Annotated in this window: 23 protein-coding genes, 1 pseudogene and 3 riboswitches; of the genes and pseudogenes, 15 read left to right on the top strand and 9 right to left on the bottom strand. The window is 36.8% G+C overall.

Translation table 11 applies throughout. The annotated features are described in order from the left end of the window. The first annotated feature begins 6 nt into the window (after positions 1-6). The 3 genes from ACLHDF_RS20180 to ACLHDF_RS20170 all read left to right on the top strand — a co-directional run bounded on the left by ACLHDF_RS20180 (position 7) and on the right by ACLHDF_RS20170 (position 1673). A complete protein-coding gene (locus ACLHDF_RS20180) occupies positions 7-462 on the top strand; it encodes a DUF3237 domain-containing protein (protein WP_413920430.1) in 456 nt (151 codons plus the stop codon). 25 nt (positions 463-487) lie between these two features. Continuing rightward, positions 488-976: a phenolic acid decarboxylase gene (locus ACLHDF_RS20175; RefSeq protein ID WP_413920429.1), complete on the top strand. Its 489-nt coding sequence runs from the start codon at positions 488-490 to the stop codon at positions 974-976. A 313-nt stretch (positions 977-1289) separates the two neighbouring features. Then, positions 1290-1673: an OsmC family protein gene (locus tag ACLHDF_RS20170; protein WP_413920428.1), complete on the top strand. Its 384-nt coding sequence runs from the start codon at positions 1290-1292 to the stop codon at positions 1671-1673. A 295-nt stretch (positions 1674-1968) separates the two neighbouring features. On the opposite strand, the gene ACLHDF_RS20165 is transcribed toward ACLHDF_RS20170, so the two are convergent. Next, on the bottom strand, positions 1969-2382 hold the full coding sequence (locus ACLHDF_RS20165) for a pyridoxamine 5'-phosphate oxidase family protein (RefSeq protein ID WP_413920427.1): 414 nt from the start codon (positions 2380-2382) through the stop codon (positions 1969-1971). A 201-nt stretch (positions 2383-2583) separates the two neighbouring features. Between ACLHDF_RS20165 and cax the strand changes: the two genes are divergently transcribed. Together cax and ACLHDF_RS20155 are read left to right on the top strand one after the other, a co-directional pair. Beyond that, entirely contained in the window at positions 2584-3639 is a 1056-nt protein-coding gene (cax, locus tag ACLHDF_RS20160) for a calcium/proton exchanger (RefSeq protein ID WP_413920426.1), read from the top strand. Between the two features lie 441 nt (positions 3640-4080). Continuing rightward, positions 4081-4881: a YfkD family protein gene (locus ACLHDF_RS20155; RefSeq protein ID WP_413920425.1), complete on the top strand. Its 801-nt coding sequence runs from the start codon at positions 4081-4083 to the stop codon at positions 4879-4881. Between the two features lie 36 nt (positions 4882-4917). On the opposite strand, the gene yfkAB is transcribed toward ACLHDF_RS20155, so the two are convergent. Continuing rightward, a complete protein-coding gene (gene yfkAB / locus ACLHDF_RS20150; protein WP_413920424.1) occupies positions 4918-6036 on the bottom strand; it encodes a radical SAM/CxCxxxxC motif protein YfkAB in 1119 nt (372 codons plus the stop codon). A 203-nt stretch (positions 6037-6239) separates the two neighbouring features. Between yfkAB and ACLHDF_RS20145 the strand changes: the two genes are divergently transcribed. From ACLHDF_RS20145 to ACLHDF_RS20115, 7 genes and pseudogenes are all read left to right on the top strand, one after another. Beyond that, positions 6240-6425, top strand: a complete 186-nt coding sequence (locus ACLHDF_RS20145; RefSeq protein WP_413920423.1) for an SE1561 family protein — start codon at positions 6240-6242, stop codon at positions 6423-6425. Between the two features lie 170 nt (positions 6426-6595). Next, positions 6596-8137 carry a fumarate hydratase gene (locus tag ACLHDF_RS20140; protein WP_413920422.1) on the top strand — a complete coding sequence of 514 codons (1542 nt, stop codon included), beginning with the start codon at positions 6596-6598 and terminating at the stop codon, positions 8135-8137. 94 nt (positions 8138-8231) lie between these two features. Continuing rightward, positions 8232-9041 carry a delta-lactam-biosynthetic de-N-acetylase gene (gene pdaA / locus ACLHDF_RS20135; protein ID WP_413920421.1) on the top strand — a complete coding sequence of 270 codons (810 nt, stop codon included), beginning with the start codon at positions 8232-8234 and terminating at the stop codon, positions 9039-9041. A gap of 162 nt (positions 9042-9203) precedes the next feature. Beyond that, entirely contained in the window at positions 9204-10586 is a 1383-nt protein-coding gene (rlmD, locus tag ACLHDF_RS20130) for a 23S rRNA (uracil(1939)-C(5))-methyltransferase RlmD (protein WP_413920420.1), read from the top strand. Between the two features lie 481 nt (positions 10587-11067). Continuing rightward, positions 11068-11328, top strand: a complete 261-nt coding sequence (locus tag ACLHDF_RS20125) for a hypothetical protein (RefSeq protein WP_413920419.1) — start codon at positions 11068-11070, stop codon at positions 11326-11328. 65 nt (positions 11329-11393) lie between these two features. Next, positions 11394-11687, top strand: a complete 294-nt coding sequence (locus ACLHDF_RS20120; RefSeq protein WP_413920418.1) for a peptidoglycan-binding domain-containing protein — start codon at positions 11394-11396, stop codon at positions 11685-11687. 80 nt (positions 11688-11767) lie between these two features. Then, positions 11768-11950, top strand: a pseudogene (locus ACLHDF_RS20115) (hypothetical protein). A 155-nt stretch (positions 11951-12105) separates the two neighbouring features. Here the strand turns inward: ACLHDF_RS20115 and ACLHDF_RS20110 are convergent. Then, positions 12106-12297, bottom strand: a complete 192-nt coding sequence (locus ACLHDF_RS20110; protein ID WP_413920417.1) for a hypothetical protein — start codon at positions 12295-12297, stop codon at positions 12106-12108. Positions 12298-12437: 140 nt separating this feature from the next. Here ACLHDF_RS20110 and ACLHDF_RS20105 point away from each other — a divergent pair, with 140 nt between their 5' ends. Next, positions 12438-12620 (top strand): hypothetical protein, encoded by a 183-nt coding sequence (locus ACLHDF_RS20105; protein WP_413920416.1) that lies wholly within the window; start codon positions 12438-12440, stop codon positions 12618-12620. A 222-nt stretch (positions 12621-12842) separates the two neighbouring features. Here ACLHDF_RS20105 and psiE read toward each other — a convergent pair whose 3' ends face one another. Both psiE and ACLHDF_RS20095 read right to left on the bottom strand, forming a co-directional pair. Further along, positions 12843-13262, bottom strand: a complete 420-nt coding sequence (gene psiE, locus ACLHDF_RS20100; RefSeq protein ID WP_413920490.1) for a phosphate-starvation-inducible protein PsiE — start codon at positions 13260-13262, stop codon at positions 12843-12845. 404 nt (positions 13263-13666) lie between these two features. Further along, positions 13667-13870: a helix-turn-helix transcriptional regulator gene (locus ACLHDF_RS20095; protein WP_413920415.1), complete on the bottom strand. Its 204-nt coding sequence runs from the start codon at positions 13868-13870 to the stop codon at positions 13667-13669. A 459-nt stretch (positions 13871-14329) separates the two neighbouring features. Beyond that, positions 14330-14415, top strand: a riboswitch (cyclic di-GMP riboswitch). Between the two features lie 18 nt (positions 14416-14433). On the opposite strand from ACLHDF_RS20095, the gene ACLHDF_RS20090 reads away from it, so the two are divergent. Then, complete coding sequence (locus ACLHDF_RS20090; RefSeq protein ID WP_413920414.1) at positions 14434-14562, top strand: anti-repressor SinI family protein; 129 nt, start codon at positions 14434-14436, stop codon at positions 14560-14562. A 56-nt stretch (positions 14563-14618) separates the two neighbouring features. Here ACLHDF_RS20090 and ACLHDF_RS20085 read toward each other — a convergent pair whose 3' ends face one another. The 3 genes from ACLHDF_RS20085 to ACLHDF_RS20075 form a co-directional block, all read right to left on the bottom strand. Then, positions 14619-14759 carry an anti-repressor SinI family protein gene (locus ACLHDF_RS20085; protein ID WP_413920413.1) on the bottom strand — a complete coding sequence of 47 codons (141 nt, stop codon included), beginning with the start codon at positions 14757-14759 and terminating at the stop codon, positions 14619-14621. Positions 14760-14829: 70 nt separating this feature from the next. Next, positions 14830-15063 (bottom strand): Spo0E family sporulation regulatory protein-aspartic acid phosphatase, encoded by a 234-nt coding sequence (locus ACLHDF_RS20080; RefSeq protein ID WP_413920412.1) that lies wholly within the window; start codon positions 15061-15063, stop codon positions 14830-14832. Positions 15064-15396: 333 nt separating this feature from the next. Continuing rightward, complete coding sequence (locus ACLHDF_RS20075) at positions 15397-15582, bottom strand: hypothetical protein (RefSeq protein WP_413920411.1); 186 nt, start codon at positions 15580-15582, stop codon at positions 15397-15399. A gap of 262 nt (positions 15583-15844) precedes the next feature. After that, a riboswitch (cyclic di-GMP riboswitch) is annotated at positions 15845-15930 on the top strand. Here ACLHDF_RS20075 and ACLHDF_RS20070 point away from each other — a divergent pair. Continuing rightward, entirely contained in the window at positions 15905-16075 is a 171-nt protein-coding gene (locus ACLHDF_RS20070) for an anti-repressor SinI family protein (protein ID WP_413920410.1), read from the top strand. Its footprint overlaps the riboswitch before it by 26 nt. 76 nt (positions 16076-16151) lie before the next feature. On the opposite strand, the gene sinI is transcribed toward ACLHDF_RS20070, so the two are convergent. Next, positions 16152-16283 (bottom strand): DNA-binding anti-repressor SinI, encoded by a 132-nt coding sequence (gene sinI / locus ACLHDF_RS20065; RefSeq protein WP_413920409.1) that lies wholly within the window; start codon positions 16281-16283, stop codon positions 16152-16154. Between the two features lie 636 nt (positions 16284-16919). Beyond that, a riboswitch (glycine riboswitch) is annotated at positions 16920-17000 on the top strand. The last annotated feature ends 121 nt before the right edge of the window (positions 17001-17121 follow it).

Raw genomic sequence — 17121 nt, 5'->3', positions numbered from 1 at the left:
GTCGCTATGATAGAACCATCGCTTAAGAAAATAGCGACGTTTACAATTGATGTCGGTAGACCAATTGTGATTGGTCATACAGGATTGGGAAGGAAACAGTTTATTCCTATTAAGTCAGGTACTGCAGATGGAAAGATAAAAGGCTCAATCCTTCTAAGCGGAGCGGATTCTCAAATTATTCGTGCAGATGGACGCGTCGATTTATCTGCACGTTATGTAATTCAAACAGAAGATGATGAACTTATTTACATTGAGAACAACGGAATATGTCAGGTCAGTGAAGAATTTAGAGAACAGGCTGCCGAAGGTAAATTTGTACCTCCAGAGCATGTTTATTTTCGTACGGTTCCTGTCTTTGAAACAGGAAGTGCAAAGTATAAGTGGTTACAAAACCGCATTTTTATAGGTGCTGCTGTGAGAAACACAGACAGCGTTGTGTTAGACATATACGAAATTTTATAAATAAAATCAAAGGAGAGATATAAACATGAAAAAATTTATTGGAAATCATATGATTTACACATATGAAAACGGATGGGAATATGAAATCTATATCAAAAACGAAAATACAATCGATTACCGTATTCATAGCGGAATGGTGGCAGGACGATGGGTTCGTGACCAAAAAGTAGATATTGTGAAATTAACGGAAGCTGTATATAAAGTATCTTGGACTGAACCGACTGGAACAGATGTATCTTTGAACTTTATGCCCGATGAAAAACGCATGCACGGCATTATTTTCTTTCCAAAATGGGTACATGAACATCCTGAAATTACAGTATGCTACCAGAATGATCATCTTGATTTAATGCATGAATCCCGTGAAAAATACGAAACGTATCCGAAATACGTTGTTCCTGAATTTGCTGATATTACATTCATCAAAAACGTCGGAGTGAACAATGAGGAAGTTATAGCAGAAGCGCCTTACGAAGGAATGACGGATGATATTCGCGCTGGAAAATTAATTTAACATGGAGTCATAAAAAGAGGCTAGGACAAAAGTGTTTTAGCTGAAGGTAGATCCGAACGAGTTTGATTCTTGATTAAGAATCAAACTCGTTCGGATTTTTTCATGGTGACGGTGAACCTAGGTTTCATGTATGTTGTTGCTTCTAGCTGTTGATTGAAGGGCAAGGCGGAGACTCCTGCGGGAAAAGACTCGTCGGCCGCCTGCGGAAAGCGAAGTCTTGCACGGAAATCAATAGCGGTGTAACAAGCGATCCATATTGAGAGTAGTTGTTTATATAACAAGCGGTTTATAATGGAGTAAAGGAGTGAACAAAATGGAATTTAATATGAAAAAAGAGGCGGGGTTTACGACAAATCTTTCTTATGGAGAACTACATATTGCCGGAGACGAAGAATATGGCTTTCGTCCGTATCAGCTAATGGTATCGTCCATTGCCGTTTGCAGCGGAGGCGTGTTAAGGAAGATTCTAGAGAAAAAAAGAATCTCTTTTTCGCATTTACGCATCCAAGCTGATGTGATGCGCAATGATGAAAAAGCGGGGCGAATCGAAAAAATTCATTTGCACTATATCATCACAGGAGAAGACCTTCCATTAGACAAAATTGAAAAATCGATTGAACTAGCCCGAAAGAATTGTTCGATGCTACAGTCGGTTGTTGACAGTATCGAAGTGACAGAAACCTTCGAAATAAAATGAGGCTGGGACAGAAGTATGTTAGTTGAAGGAAGATCCGAACGATGAATCGAGATTCTTGATGGAGAATTAAATTCGTTCGGATTTTTTATCGGTAGGGTGAATGTAGGTTTCATGTATGTAGCTACTTCTAGCTGGTGATTGGAGGGCAAGACGAAGACTCCTGCGGGCTCACCGGCCGCCCGCGGAAAGTGAAGTCTTGTACGGAAATCAACAGCGGTGTAACAAGCGGTCCCTACGAGCTCATTTCCCCCATTTGTTCGTCTTTAAATGGAATAGATTTAGTTATGTCTCAACCTTACATTTCCTTTGGTTTGCTTCCAGCTTTATCAAAATAGCGTATGCGTTCAGGAGTCAGCTGAAGAAGCAAATAATTTGGGTCATTTGGACTTTTAATCCACTCTTTTAACTTTTCGTTCCAAAATTTCTTTTTTAATTCTTCGTTTGTTTCCACATTTACTTTGGCTTCTATCTCTGCGTACGGGTCACTCCAACCTTGCCCGTCATAGCCTAATAAAATATGAACGTAAGGGTTTTTTTCTAGTTCTTCGACTTTATGGGTATCTTTATTAGTTGCCGTATAGAGCATAAGATCTTCATGAAAAAACATCATAAAGCGTGAGTAAGGTTTTCCATCTTGAATCGTAGCTAACGTTCCAATTGTATAGTCATCAAGTACGGATAAAATTTGATTTTTTACATCATTACTCATTTTTCCACTCCTCATTTTATCTAGTTACCCTTGGTAGTTTGGCTGATTTTTAAATATCTTAATCAAAAATCAATTAGGCGTTTATCTTTTATAAAAATAGGTTAAAAATACTAACATTGATGGTGAGTCTATACAAATTCCATTAATTTGATATGATTGATTTTGTTGTCAAAAAAATGAATAAGGTAGGTGTACATAACAATGATTAATCGAATTTTTCTTATAGCGGTTATTTTAGGAGTACCGCTATCTGTTATTGGGCACATGATGCACTTGTCAGATGTTCTTATGTTTATTATTTACTGTTTAACAATCATTGCCCTCGCAGCTTTTATGGGAAGAGCCACAGAAAGCTTAGCTGTTGTAGCTGGTCCTCGAATAGGAGGTCTATTAAATGCTACGTTTGGCAACGCTGTAGAATTAATTATTTCTATTTTTGCCTTAAAAGAAGGTCTTACAGCCGTGGTACTTGCCTCTTTAACCGGTTCTGTATTGGGAAATCTTCTTCTTGTAGGAGGCCTTTCATTCTTTATCGGAGGACTAAAATTTAAGCGTCAAGAATTTAATGTCTATGATGCAAGACACAATTCTGGATTATTGATCTTTGCCGTTATCGTTGCTTTTGTTATTCCTGAAGTGTTTGCCAGCGAGATGAACGAAGCAAAGACCATGTCCCTAAGTGTCGGAATCTCCATTATTCTTATCATCTTGTACTTAGCGGCGTTATTTTTTAAGCTGGTAACGCATCGAGGAGTGTACCAGCATAAAAGTGAAGAAGTAGAAGAACATGAGGAGCCAGAGTGGTCGATGTGGAAAGCGATTGCTGTTCTCTTTTTTTCTACGTTAGCTGTAGCATACGTGTCTGAAAGCTTGGTTAGCACAATCGAAATGGTATCTGAAAGCTTTGGATGGAGTGAGTTATTCATCGGGGTCATCATTGTAGCGATTGTTGGAAACGCGGCAGAGCATGCTTCGGCTATTATTATGGCCGTTAAAAATCGTATGGGTGTAGCTGTTGAAATTGCTGTTGGTTCAACTTTACAAGTAGCGATGTTTGTAGCACCGATACTAGTGTTAGTTTCGCTGATGTTCGAAAACCAAATGTCTCTTGTTTTTACTTGGCCTGAGTTAATTGCGATGGTAACAGCCGTATTTTTAACGATTGCTATTTCTAATGATGGAGATACAAACTGGTTCGAAGGTGCAACTCTTTTAGGTGCTTATATTATTATGGGAATTGGTTTTTATCTTATTTAAAAATGAAGAGGCTGGGACAAAATTATTTTAGTTGAAGGAAGATCCGAACGGTGAATCGTTCGGATTTTTTCATGGTGATGGTGAACCTAGGTTTCATGTGTTTAGTTGCTTCTAGCTGTTGATTGGAGGACAAGGCGAAGACTCCTGAGGGAGAAGCGGAATAGATGAGACCCCGCAGGAGTGTAAGCAAAGAGGAGGCTCATCGGCCGCCCGCGGAAAGCGAAGTCTTGCACGGAAATCAACAGCGGTGTAATAAGTGACCCCTACTAGCGCATTTATCCCATTTGTTCGTCTTTAGATTGAATTGATTTAATTATGTCTTAATCTCTTCTTTTTATGTAAGTAAATAGAAGAATTTCCCTTTTGGTATTCAGGATAAAACAGGGGATGTTTGAAAAAACTATGGTTGCATTCATTAACGATGTTGAAAGGAGTTTCTAGATGTTACGTAAATTGCTTTTATTTGTGTTTACCATCATTATTTCATTTTCATGTTCAACGAAGATCGCCATTGCTAAAACAGCTCTGCCTACCATCAACGTGCCTTCTTCAGCTTTAAATATTTCAAAAGAAAATACGTATCCAAATGCTACTCAAGACACGCCATATTTGCAGCCGAGCGAGTTCACAAAAGAGCTCATTGAAACATCAAATGTAAAAATTGAAAACCCTGATTTAATTCGTATATTAAATGAATCAAGTATCTCTAAAACTCCATGGGCAATTGGGTTTCGAGCAACCATCTTTTTAGGACAGTGGCCATTGAATTATGAATCGACAGAAACAAACGTTAACTGGCAGCACCAACGCATCAATACAAATCACTATGATAACAGAGCAGGAAAAACTCAGTACAAAATGATGTACAGCCAAGAAAACCAAAGCCACGTAAAAGGCGGACTAACAGCAAAAGTGCCTCAGCCTGATCATGTTAAACAAATGATGCTGATTGAAGCAGCTAAAAAAACAAAGCTGACTTTATCATTTCAAACGTTTGTAGGTGCCGGAACGAAAAAAGACCAGGTCTATAACGTTGCTCCCAAAAAAGTAGGTTATTTGTATGCGTATACGCCTGCTGTAAGCGAAAAGGGAAAAGTGACGTATGGAGAAGTGTATGTCACGGTAAAAGGCAGCAAGCGGTCAATTGTGGTGAGAAATGTAACGTCTCAAGGAATTGGAGCGTGGATTCCTGTACAAGATTATGTCTCCCTAAGTTTTGGGGCTTACGATCAACCGAGATAACAAAAAAGAGATTCCATCGTTGGAATCTCTTTTTTGTTATTTTGTAATATTAGCTTTAAGTTTGCTAAAATCAGTATCTTGATAATAGCTATTCTTCACCAAAATATTAGGTCCCAAACAAGAGACTGCTGAACAATGGCAGCTAAGTTCTTTTGAAATCGAGCTTTGTTGCCACGTATCAAAAGCATCTGTAAGCTTTGTATTTTGAATGTTGCCAAGAGGAGGAGTATCGCCGAAATCCGTTACGATAATATCTCCGTCGAAGATATTTACGTTTAGGCGAGAACGCCCGTCTGGATCATTTCGAACGGTTACGTTTTTACTGCTATACAAGCGCTTTAAGAGCGTTAAGTCTTCCTCGTTGTTACTGCATGCATAAAACGGTAACGTGCCGAATAGCATCCATACATTATCATCCCGAATATCAAGAAGGTGATGAATAGCTTGACGCATTTCAGGAAGAGATAATGTTTCTAGAGTGCTGGCAAAGTCACTTGGATACATAGGGTGTACTTCGTGACGCTGACAAAGCATTTCATCAACAATTTGACGGTGAATCTTCTCCATATGAGGAAGCGTACGTTTATTTAACATCGTTTCAGCTGATACCGTTACACCAGCCTTTACAAGAGCACGGCTGTTTTCGATCATACGGTCGAAATATTTGGCGCGCTGCTCATAAGTAGGTTTGCGCTCCATCATTGCAAAGCCAGCTTCCACAAAATCGTCCATCGTTCCCCAGTTGTGAGAAATATGTAAAACATCTAAATAAGAGATGATTTGTTCGTAACGAGCAAGATCTAATGTTAAATTTGAATTAATCTGTGTACGAACACCTCGTTCATGTGCATACTTTAATAAAGGCATCACATAATTTTTCACAGAAGATAGAGACATCATAGGCTCTCCGCCTGTAATGCTTAACGCCCGAAGAGTTGGAATTTCATCTAGACGTTTTAAAATTAAATCAAGCGGCAGTGCGTTTGGGTCTTTTGGCTGCAGCGTATATCCAACCGCGCAGTGCTCACATCGCATATTACAAAGTGTCGTTGTTGTAAATTCAACGTTTGTAAGTGTTGGCTTGCCATATTGTTTCATATCTAAATACGCTTCCCACGGATCGAACTCCGGGGTAATTCGTTGTAAAGTGGCCATAAAAAAACTCCTTTTATTTTTCCGTAAAGTGAAATGATTATGAAAGCATCTCACGGTCCGTCCTGCTAAAATAAATTATACGTCTCATTCAAAACGGACACCAGTGACTATTATGGATTTTATTGCTTTTAGTTGTCAAATATGAAAGTATTCGTTAGGATATAAAGAAATACGAATGAAAAGCTATATCAGGAGGGTTTAAAATGGGAAACGCCGTTCGAGATAAAGATTCACAAGTACGTTATTTAAAAGATCGTTTGAATATGTTTTTACACGTATTAGACTCCATGGAGCCTGAAAACACAGAGTTAGAAGACATTGACCGTTTGATTAATATGATTGATGACCTAGAAGCAAAATGTGAGCAGTTCAAAAAAGATAAAGAATAAAGAAAGAACGAGGGGAAGAGCGCTAGAAAAACTAGCGCTTTTTTGCTTGAAGTGGAAATCCTCCTATAAAGGTCTTTCGAAACAATTTTTGAAGGAGTATAATAAATTTTGAAAGTTGTACGACAGATAGATAAATACATAAATTATCGGGATATGGGAGGAATTAAGTGATGATTGAAGCTTTAAAACAAAGCATGTACGATTTAATTGTTGAAACATCTACAAAATTGCCAAAAGACGTTCGACGTGCTATCGCAAAGGCAAAAGCGCGTGAAAATGCAGGAACACGTGCAGCAATGTCTTTAGCGACCATTACCAATAATATCAAAATGGCGGACGATAACTTATCGCCAATTTGTCAAGATACAGGTATGCCGACATTTAAAATTAAAACCCCTGTAGGAGTAAATCAGCTTCAAATTAAAAAAGCAATTTATTGGGCAATTGAAGAAGCAACAAAGCACGGAAAGCTTCGCCCTAATTCCGTAGATTCATTAACTGGGGAAAACAGCGGTAATAATTTAGGCGGAGGCACGCCGGTTATTAAGTTTGAACAGTGGGAAAATGACTATATCGATGCACGTCTTATTTTAAAAGGCGGAGGCTGTGAAAACAAAAACATTCAGTATAGCCTACCTTGCGAAGTAGAAGGTTTAGGCAGAGCTGGTCGTGATTTAGACGGCATTCGTAAATGTGTAATGCACTCTGTGTATCAAGCGCAAGGTCAAGGCTGTAGCGCCGGCGTCATTGGTGTTGGAATCGGTGGCGACCGTACAACAGGCTATGAATTAGCAAAAGAGCAGTTGTTCCGAAACTTAGATGACGAAAATCCAAACGCTCAGCTGAAAGAATTAGAAGAGTATGTAATGGAAAATGCCAATAAGTTAGGAATTGGTACAATGGGCTTTGGCGGGGAAACAACATTACTTGGCTGCAAAGTCGGCGTCATTAACCGTATTCCTGCTAGCTTTTATGTGTCAGTCGCGTATAACTGCTGGGCTTATCGCCGTTTAGGCGTTAAAATCAATGCCAATACAGGAAGCGTTCAAGAGTGGCTGTATCAAGAAGGCGAAGAAGTAGATTTTAATAAAAATGCAGACGCAGAAGAGAAGCAAAATGTGGATGAAACAAGAGAAGTTGTATTACAAGCCCCTATTACAGAAGAGCAAATTCGTGAATTAAAAGTTGGCGACGTGGTGCGCATCAACGGTATGATATACACAGGACGCGATGCTATTCATAAGCATTTAACAGATCATGATGCGCCAATTGATTTAAACGGACAAATCATTTATCACTGTGGTCCAGTTATGTTAAAAGATGAAGACGAAAAATGGCACGTAACGGCTGCCGGACCAACAACAAGTATTCGTGAAGAACCTTATCAAGGGGATATTATGAAGAAATTTGGTATCCGCGCGGTTATCGGTAAAGGCGGCATGGGTCCTAAAACGCTTGCTGCTCTTCAAGAGCACGGCGGTGTATACTTAAATGCTATCGGTGGAGCTGCACAGTACTATGCTGACTGCATTAAGAGCGTAGAAGGCGTCGATTTAATGCAGTTTGGTATTCCTGAAGCAATGTGGCATCTAAAAGTAGAAGGTTTTACAGCTGTAGTGACGATGGATTCACATGGAAACAGCTTGCATGCAGATGTAGACAAGTCTTCATTTGAAAAGCTTGAGCAATTTAAAGAACCAGTATTTAAATAAACATACGTCCGGAACATATGGTAAAAAGTAACGTTCATGAACGAGAAAATTGAGTGGATACTAAGCTTAAAATGACTTCCGAAAGGAGCTTCTTATGCGCCGGTTCACCTTTTTTCTCGTTTTTTTATTCGTAATGTCAACAGGCATATCATCTGTTGAAGCACAAATGTATCCAAACACTCCTATCAGCTGGGGATTCCAAAAAAGTAAAAATCACAAGCCCGCATCCGCAGGTACAGCTTATGAACAAATTCTTGCTAAGTATGATGCTTTTTACCTCGGAGATACAAATAAAAAAAATATTTATTTAACGTTTGATAACGGTTATGAAAATGGTTATACACCGCAGGTATTAGACGTGCTTAAAAAAAGAAAGGTTCCTGCGACGTTCTTTGTAACAGGACACTATTTAAAAGAAGAGCCCGAGCTGATTAAGCGAATGGTAAAAGAAGGACATATTGTCGGAAATCATTCATGGCATCACCCTGACTTAACTCAAGTAGATGATGCACGTTTCAAAGAGGAACTACAAAAAGTAAAAGACGAATACAAGCGCATTACAGGTCGAAATGAAATGAAATATCTTCGTTCACCTAGAGGTGTATTTAGTGAACGAACGCTAGCTCTTTCAAAGCAAGAGGGCTATACGAATGTATTTTGGTCGCTTGCCTTCGTTGACTGGAAAGTGAATGAACAAAAAGGCTGGCGCTACTCATACGACAATATGATGGCTCAAATTCATCCAGGTGCCATCATGCTTCTGCACACGGTCTCAAAAGATAACGCGGATGCGTTAGATCAAGCGATTGTGGATTTAAAAAAGCAGGGCTATACGTTTAAAAGTATTGATGATTTAATGAACGAACGCAAACAAATGAAGAAAAATCCTTCTAAAAAGAAATAAAGATAAAAACCGACGGGAAGGTTTCTCCTGTCGGTTTTTTGCTGTTGAAGTGTTATAATATGCGTTGATGTCTTTTTTAAAGCGATATGGTCTAATAGGTTTTAAGCAGCTAAGGACCGTTAATAACTATATAAAGAATTTAAACTAATCGGAGTTGGTCTCATGAATAAACCAAAAACTGAAATGAAAGTTCAAAAAGGACAAACATTTCCGTTGACTATAAAAAGACTCGGTATTAATGGAGAAGGCGTAGGATATTTTAAGCGCCAAGTCGTCTTTGTACCGGGAGCCTTACCAAATGAAGAAGTGGTTGTAGAAGCAACAAATGTTCAGCATAAGTTTGCCGAAGGAAAAATTAAGCGAATTCGCAAAAAATCTCCTCATCGCGTAGAAGCACCCTGTCCTATTTATGAACAGTGCGGAGGATGTCAGCTTCAGCACTTATCCTATGAAGGTCAGTTAGAATCTAAGCGCGATATTGTTCTGCAAGCGTTCGAACGTCACAGTTCATTAAAAAAAGTAGAAGCGAAAACACGTCAAACCATTGGAATGGAAGATCCGTGGGGCTATCGTAATAAATCTCAGTTTCAAGTAGGTGTGGATAAACAAAAAGTCATCGCTGGTTTGTATGGACTAAATTCTCATCGACTGATTGACATCGAAAACTGTCCCATTCAGCACGGAGCCACAAATCACGTAACAAAAGAAATGAAACGAATTTTACAAGACCTCCAAATTCCTATCTATAATGAGCGCAAACGCCGTGGTATCGTCCGTACCATCGTATCTCGAGTAGGATTTGAAACGGGTGAAGTGCAAATTGTCTTAATCACAGCTAAACAAGAAATTCCGAAAAAAGAGCTGCTGATCAAAGAAATTAAGCGTCGTCTACCGGAAGTGAAATCGCTCGTACAAAACGTAAATGGCCAAAAAACGTCGCTTATCTTTGGAGAGGAAACGTTTACACTTGCTGGAAAATCGGTGATTCAAGAGACCTTAGGCGATATCTCATTCGAACTTTCAGCGCGTGCATTTTTCCAGTTGAATCCTCTTCAAACAGTGAAGCTATATGACGAAGTGAAAAAAGCAGCTGCGCTAACGGGTAATGAAAAAATTGTAGATGCCTACTGTGGAGTAGGTACAATTGGCTTATGGCTTGCTAAAGATGCCAAAGAAATTCGTGGAATGGATACGATTGAAGAATCCATTGTAGATGCGCGAAAAAATGCCAAAGATCATGGATTCGAACATGCCACGTATGTAACGGGTCCGGCTGAAAAATGGATGCCGAAGTGGGTAAAAGAAGGCTGGAAGCCAGATGTTATCGTCGTTGACCCGCCGCGAACAGGCTGTGATGATAAGCTTCTAAAAACAATTTTACAAGTGAAGCCAAAGAAAGTGGTTTACGTTTCTTGTAATCCATCCACATTAGCAAAGGATGTGCAGCAGCTGTCGAAAGCTTATAGTGTGGATTACATTCAGCCTGTGGATATGTTCCCTCATACGGCGCATGTGGAGAATGTAGTACGCCTAACATTGAAATAATAGCATTTATAAGACGGCTAAGAACAAAATGACCACATTTTGACCACTTAGCCGTTTTTTTGCATATATTCACTGAATTTTTTAGAGGTATTACTTTTCATTTCCTCGGTCACATGAGCAAGAGGTTGGAAGATGGAGAACTAGCACAAACACAAAAAAAGGTGATGCTGGATTCTTCTCGTTTGCTCATATATCACGTTATTTATATATGAATCTTGCTTTCTATGCTGAAGATGGAGGGAATGGCTACATTTATATTGATGGATCAGGGGCCACTGGTAATACAAACTACGTTAGTTTTTTACAGATCATTCGATAGGAAATAATTATGCGATATTCGGAAAGAATTTTGTAGTAGATTTAGGTGTCCCTACGGGTGGCTTACGAAGTGTGTATGTTCGAATTAAGAGCAATATAGCTAATAAATCCATAAATGTACGTAAAATACGCGCTTGGATGCGTGGATAAAGGAGTGAATGTTTTGGAAGAGAAAAAGTATCAAGTGTTTGTTAGGGTAAAAGAAAACGGGGAATTGTCAACTTGTGAAGTTGGGATACCTATAGTTAGAAGAGAATCAGCTGATTTCTTTTTTCTTATGGAAGATGAGGCGTTAGCAATGGATTTAAAAGAAAATGCCCAAAACTATAAGGTTGTACTTAACGGTATGAAACCGGATCTTGTACGTATTGAGTCTCCAATTGAAGAAGCTCCTGTGGAAGAGGCATCACAGTTGAAGAATTAATTGCTGCAAATCCAGACGTAAAATCATCTCAATTAAAGGTAGGCCAAACAATTAAGTTTGGAACCGTGAAAAATACGTACACATCAACACCTGAAACCCCTAAAGAAGAGCAATTAGAATACAAGTATCCTTTACCTTCAGGCATACTTAAAACTGGATCAGTAGATAAAACAACAATAAAACAACTTCAAAATGCTGTTAACTTCAAATGTGGTAAAGCTGATGGTATCTATGGAGTTAAAACAAAGGATGCTGTGAGACGTTTTCAAAAAGCTTACTTACCATATGAAGTAGATGGCACATATGGACCGAATACACAGAGTAAACTGCAAGCTGTTTTAAAATCTAAAAGTTATTGATTAAAGTCCCTGCTCTTAGGAGTAGGGACTTTTTTATTTGTCTATAATGGTTCTATAGATAAGAATGTGAGGGATTCATAATGGAAAAGTTAGAGGATAAGTACATGAATATTGATTTGAACAAAATTTATGAGTACAAAGACTGACCAGATAAAATTGCTGGACGGTGTGATTACTGTGGTAGTGTTACATTCAAAAGCAGTGTAGGTGGCGGAAAGTTTCTACGCGAGTGCACGAATTGTGGAATGAAAAAGAATATTTAACTGGGAGTTTTTGATGAGGGTTACTATCACAGAAGGTCCATTGATTGAAAAAAGTATACAAGAGGCTTATAAATTTATATTTAGCCGCTACATAAAAGCATTGAAAGATGATTCAAAAAAGTAAACCCCCACTTTTCGGAGTGGGGGCTTTTTTATTAAATTTCTTTAAACCCTAATATTTTAACATTGTCACTTACCGTATCCTCTTTTTTAGCTGCTTCCATTTTGGCTTCCTTCACAAGCTCTTCCTTGTGTGCTAATAATTCACCTTTAAGCATAACACTTCCTTGAGAGCTAACTCCATTGACTATTTTTGCGTAATCTACACGGACGTATGCCTTATCCATTCCTCCAGCCTTTAATATATAAACTACTATTTCCCGCTCTTTTACGAAATACCTTCTTTTATCTGTTTTTTTATATCAATGTCTACATAACTGTATTTTTGGCAATATAAATAAGGCAATAAGAATGTGAGGTATCCATAATGGAAAAATTAGAAGATAAGTACGCGAATATTGATTTGAACAAAATTTATGAATACAAAGACTTACCAGATAAAATTGCTGGACGGTGTGATTACTGTGGTAGTGTTAAATTCAAGAGCAGTGTAGATGGGGGCAAGTTTTTACGCGAATGTACGAGTTGTGGAATGAAGAAGAATATCTAATTAGAAAAACCTGTACTCACTTAGGAGTATCAGGTTTCTTCGTGCGTATATTTTTTCCGTTTGCGTCATATTCGTTCGTTATATTAATAAAGGCTTTGTCATCTTCCCTAAAATACATTAACTTAGCAAACGTTTCCTTTAAAAGTGAAGGTGAATTTAAATTCCTAATAGCTTGAGTTAAGAGGGGCGCTAATTTATTAGTACTATTTTAACAAGGCGTAATTATAGTTTCTCCTTTTGTTTCGACGAACACTTTATAATAGCGTAACTGATAGTTAACACAAGAATAGCCAAAGTATGTAAAAGTGTAGTAACCGGGTTATCGTGTTCCACAATAACCAGACGGATTAATGCTGTAATGCCAATATAAAGAAAGTAGCGTAGAGGGAAGTGATAATTCTCCTGGAAATATTTTACAATCATTGCAATGAATTCAAAGTACAAAAAGAAAACTAAGATACTTTCAAGAATTTTGTAGTGAGTCTCAACCCCTCGGTTGAAAATAGAAAAATGAATAAAATGAAAGATTTCTTTAGCGAGCAAAACGGATAAAGTAACAGCAAGTAAAATCAATGCTGTATTTAAGATAAACCGAAGAATGCCTGAAATCCTAAAGTTTGGTCTTTTATCTTGTTGTATCATCACTACTCACCCTCCAATAGACTCTTTACTTTATTATATATCCTGTTTTAGATGAAACGTTAGCAATGAGCTTTCTTTATTGTTTATTGGAATGGTTATTTTAATTCATATATTGCAATAAATGAAGATGTATATGATATACAAATCTCCATTTGTGGAATAAAGAAGAACATCTGAAGCAGAATTATGGACAGCTGTATTTTACAGGAGTACACTTTATAACGATAGTTATTTCACTATCATTACTTTACTGTTTGACAATGTAATGTTGTCGAGACCCTTTGTTATCTCCCCTGATAGCAAACAATCCCCTTAGCGAAGCCTTTTCTGTTTGATGTCAGAGAAGGTGAGGCCCCCACTCATTGGAGTGGGGGTTATTTTTTTCTAACTTCTATAAAATTTATTTACTCCTTAGTCCTAACCCAAATTTCTTTAATATCCATTTTCAATGCTTCGCTAATTCGATAAGCACTTTCAAACGAGGGTAAACTTCTGTTATTAACAAGAGAACTCAATCCAGCAGGACTGACACCTACTACCTTGGCGAAGTCTCCATGTTTAATTTCTCTCTCTGCTAAAATAACTTTTAATTTACATTTGAACTTCATTTAATTCACCTCTATATTATCTGTTCGACCTTAACTTTTTTAATTCCTTCTAAAAAATTTAGGTGGACAAGATATATTGTACAGACTTACTATAATACGATTTAACATACGAAACATAATTCGTTTTGAAGGCGGCTGTAAATTCGCTTTAAATATTCGTTTAGTGACTACGTATTAGCTTTCGGTAGCAGTCTTTCAAAATGAACAAGGGAATCCCTTTATACCAACGCTTAAAAAAATATATTCTAGTTCTTTTCATCAGGGAATATCTACTATGTAAGTTTTAAAGAAAAAAGTATTTCTTGGTTAATTAAAACGAGTATTGCTTATGTATCTGTTCAATTACTGCCTATGTTAACTAACTTATGACATATTAAGCGGAAAATTCACAAAAAATCTTGTCAAGCCATAAAATATGACAAAATTTAACCCATTTGAATGGTATTATGATACTATTCACCTAGAGAAAGGCAAACTGTTTGAAAAATCAGGACGCAAAGCCATAGGCCTAAGGTCTAAATGACTATGATAGCTAGGTTGCCTAAATAAATAGGAGGATATTTATGACGAAAAAAGGTAATTCAGTAGAGAAAGAATTAGATCAGGAGTGGATTAAGCTTATAAAACAGGCGTATGAGATAGGATTAACAATACAAGAAGTTAAAGATTTCTTAAAAATTAATGAAAGATGATTTTAAGAAAAAAACCATTAAGACTGATACAATCTTAATGGTTTTTACAGGTAAACTTACTCTTCCTTATTATCTTTAGAATCCTTAGCTTTCTGTTCAAGAAATTTTTTGAAGTCCTCTTTACTCACATTCGAATTCATAGCTTCTTTTGCTAAGTCCATCCACTCTTTTGGAATAGTTTCACTGTGATTATTCATATTAGTGCTCCTCGAATAGAATTTTTAACTTTCTATAGATACCCGCAAATATGATAATATAATTAATTTATTATATATTCAATAATATATAATAAATCATTAGTTTTCTATGTTCTTCTCTTTTCCAATGAAATTTATTTAACAGCTCGTCAAGTTTCTGGCTTAATACTATAGTTTGGATGCTGTCAAACCCTTCTCTAATGCCTGTAGCTATCATTAGCTCTCTAATATCTTCAATCTCTGATAATATAGAACCTAGAGTGGGGCATAGTAAGATGTTATTTTTATATAACAAGTTTGTCACCTACTTTAAATTATTCTGTACTAAATTTCCTCACTACTTTCTAATCGGTGAAAAGTAAATATTTTGAAGTTGAAAATTAATTTTTTTGAAAATTAATTCAAATTCATAGTAATTGAAAATGGAGGTACACACGCAAATATAAACGTAAACAAGTTTTATGAAAACAAAGAATTATAGAATAAGGTGGGGCGCCGACCGATGCGATTATTATGCAAGTGTTAAGTCTAAGAGTAGGCGTAGGCGGCAACAAGTTTCTACGCGAATGTACGAATTGTGGTATAAAGAAGATATTTAAAAAGATAAGGCTCCTACTCATTCGAATAGGAGCCCTTTTTACCATTCTTTTATCTTTTCAATATTATCTAGAAATATTGAAACAAGGTCACTGAAAGAATAAACGACCTCATTAAAGGCAAATGCAATTCCTTCTTGTGTATCCACAGGTTTTACATGAGGGTTTTTCATTAAATCTCTTACTAATCCTATTGCAAGGTTCTTATCTGCGCTATCATACTGCATTCTTTTCGCCTCACTGTTTTTATAAATAATATGCTGGAGAAGAGTTTATATTACATACTTAACCCTGCCACTAATTATGGGTGGCCAAAAACGAGCGGAGCTTATGTATTTATTCAGTTGCTACCGATGTTAACAAAGATATTAATACAATCTATGACATATTAGATGAAGAATTAACAAAAAATTAACAAAAAAATATTATCAAGCTACAAAATTTGACAAAAATTAGCTTCTTTCAATAGTATTATTATGATACTAAATGTCTAGATAAAGGCAAACTGTTTGAAAAATCAGGACGCAAAGCCATAGGTCTAAGGTCGGTATGACTATGGTAGCTAGGTTGCCTAAATGGATAAAGGGGATGTCTATGCTGAATAAGGGTAATTTGTCAGAGAAGGAACTAGATAAGGATTGGGTTGAACTTATGAAAAAAGCATATGAAACGGGACTAACTGTTCAGCAGGTCAGGGAATTCTTAAAGAATAATAAATAGCAGTAAAAACGTGCTATAGGTAATTAAAAATCAATAAAAAGCTCATTCTAATGATTTTTTAATTACCTACAATTTTCTATTTTTCGGAAGATTTTTTTTCAATAAACTCTTTAAATTCTTCTTTGGTTACATTAGATTCCATGGCTAGAATCACTAATTCCTCCCACTCTTTTGGGAGATCTTGTTTAACATCTTTTCTAGTTGTCATACTGTTCTCACCTTTTTTTATTACTTTAACCCTATACAGTATATCTGAAACGTTTTTATGTTTACACCCCCTCTAGAAAAGTTTACAAAAACTCAAAAGTAATATATTAGCGAAAATAATTTAGTAATGCAGGTACCATGGATAAAAAAGTTAATAAAAAGTGGCCAATAAAAATTGACCACTGACCACGTAAATGACCACAAATTAGTTACTATGGGATACAAACACATGGAGATCTTCTATTAAATTAACAATTAATCTCTCATTTATAATGTTAGAAAATCAACTACATGTTATGAGATACAGACTCAAATAAATAGTGTCTAATACGGCGCATGTGGAGAATGTGGTGAGTTTAACGTTGAAGAAATAAATGGAGATAGTAAAGGGCAGGTTTGATTCTGCTCTTTTTTTTACTTGTGATAGGATGAGCCTTATCACAAGTAAAGGAATAAGGTTTTTATGATTGAATACATTCTATTCCCTTCTTTTGAAAAGGAAAATACATGAATGTGATTTTTTCTGTTGACAAAGCATGCGACTGGTATTAGAATAAACAACTATTCGACAGTCATTATATTGATCGAAAAATTTAATACGTAGAAAGCTATGATTGCTATGGATCACACTATAGCAGGAGCAGCTTCTGGAGAGATCGCGAGAGTTTCGCGACGCCGAAGGGTTCACAATCTCAGGCAAAAGGACAGAAGAGTACCGGATATTTATTTGGCATGTTAATAATTGTTAGCATATGAAATAATATTTGTTATTCTTATGACCATGAGATTGGAGCGCATCCAATCTCTTTTTTTATTGGACTTTATTTGTAGTCCGCACA

Source organism: Priestia megaterium (genome assembly GCF_046599315.1).
Classification (GTDB): domain Bacteria; phylum Bacillota; class Bacilli; order Bacillales; family Bacillaceae_H; genus Priestia; species Priestia megaterium_F.
Note: the sequence above shows the minus strand (reverse complement) of the source record. Positions and strands in the feature narration are given on the sequence as shown.

Excerpts from the sequence above, each read along its gene's own strand:
- ACLHDF_RS20180 (WP_413920430.1), top strand. The coding sequence starts at position 7 with ATGATAGAACCATCGCTTAAGAAAATAGCGACGTTTACAATTGATGTC.
- ACLHDF_RS20175 (WP_413920429.1), top strand. The coding sequence starts at position 488 with ATGAAAAAATTTATTGGAAATCATATGATTTACACATATGAAAACGGA.
- ACLHDF_RS20170 (WP_413920428.1), top strand. The coding sequence starts at position 1,290 with ATGGAATTTAATATGAAAAAAGAGGCGGGGTTTACGACAAATCTTTCT.
- ACLHDF_RS20165 (WP_413920427.1), bottom strand. The coding sequence starts at position 2,382 with ATGAGTAATGATGTAAAAAATCAAATTTTATCCGTACTTGATGACTAT.
- cax (WP_413920426.1), top strand. The coding sequence starts at position 2,584 with ATGATTAATCGAATTTTTCTTATAGCGGTTATTTTAGGAGTACCGCTA.
- ACLHDF_RS20155 (WP_413920425.1), top strand. The coding sequence starts at position 4,081 with ATGTTACGTAAATTGCTTTTATTTGTGTTTACCATCATTATTTCATTT.
- yfkAB (WP_413920424.1), bottom strand. The coding sequence starts at position 6,036 with ATGGCCACTTTACAACGAATTACCCCGGAGTTCGATCCGTGGGAAGCG.
- ACLHDF_RS20145 (WP_413920423.1), top strand. The coding sequence starts at position 6,240 with ATGGGAAACGCCGTTCGAGATAAAGATTCACAAGTACGTTATTTAAAA.
- ACLHDF_RS20140 (WP_413920422.1), top strand. The coding sequence starts at position 6,596 with ATGATTGAAGCTTTAAAACAAAGCATGTACGATTTAATTGTTGAAACA.
- pdaA (WP_413920421.1), top strand. The coding sequence starts at position 8,232 with ATGCGCCGGTTCACCTTTTTTCTCGTTTTTTTATTCGTAATGTCAACA.
- rlmD (WP_413920420.1), top strand. The coding sequence starts at position 9,204 with ATGAATAAACCAAAAACTGAAATGAAAGTTCAAAAAGGACAAACATTT.
- ACLHDF_RS20110 (WP_413920417.1), bottom strand. The coding sequence starts at position 12,297 with ATGGATAAGGCATACGTCCGTGTAGATTACGCAAAAATAGTCAATGGA.
- ACLHDF_RS20105 (WP_413920416.1), top strand. The coding sequence starts at position 12,438 with ATGGAAAAATTAGAAGATAAGTACGCGAATATTGATTTGAACAAAATT.
- psiE (WP_413920490.1), bottom strand. The coding sequence starts at position 13,262 with ATGATACAACAAGATAAAAGACCAAACTTTAGGATTTCAGGCATTCTT.
- ACLHDF_RS20095 (WP_413920415.1), bottom strand. The coding sequence starts at position 13,870 with ATGAAGTTCAAATGTAAATTAAAAGTTATTTTAGCAGAGAGAGAAATT.
- ACLHDF_RS20090 (WP_413920414.1), top strand. The coding sequence starts at position 14,434 with ATGACGAAAAAAGGTAATTCAGTAGAGAAAGAATTAGATCAGGAGTGG.
- ACLHDF_RS20085 (WP_413920413.1), bottom strand. The coding sequence starts at position 14,759 with ATGAATAATCACAGTGAAACTATTCCAAAAGAGTGGATGGACTTAGCA.
- ACLHDF_RS20075 (WP_413920411.1), bottom strand. The coding sequence starts at position 15,582 with ATGCAGTATGATAGCGCAGATAAGAACCTTGCAATAGGATTAGTAAGA.
- ACLHDF_RS20070 (WP_413920410.1), top strand. The coding sequence starts at position 15,905 with ATGACTATGGTAGCTAGGTTGCCTAAATGGATAAAGGGGATGTCTATG.
- sinI (WP_413920409.1), bottom strand. The coding sequence starts at position 16,283 with ATGACAACTAGAAAAGATGTTAAACAAGATCTCCCAAAAGAGTGGGAG.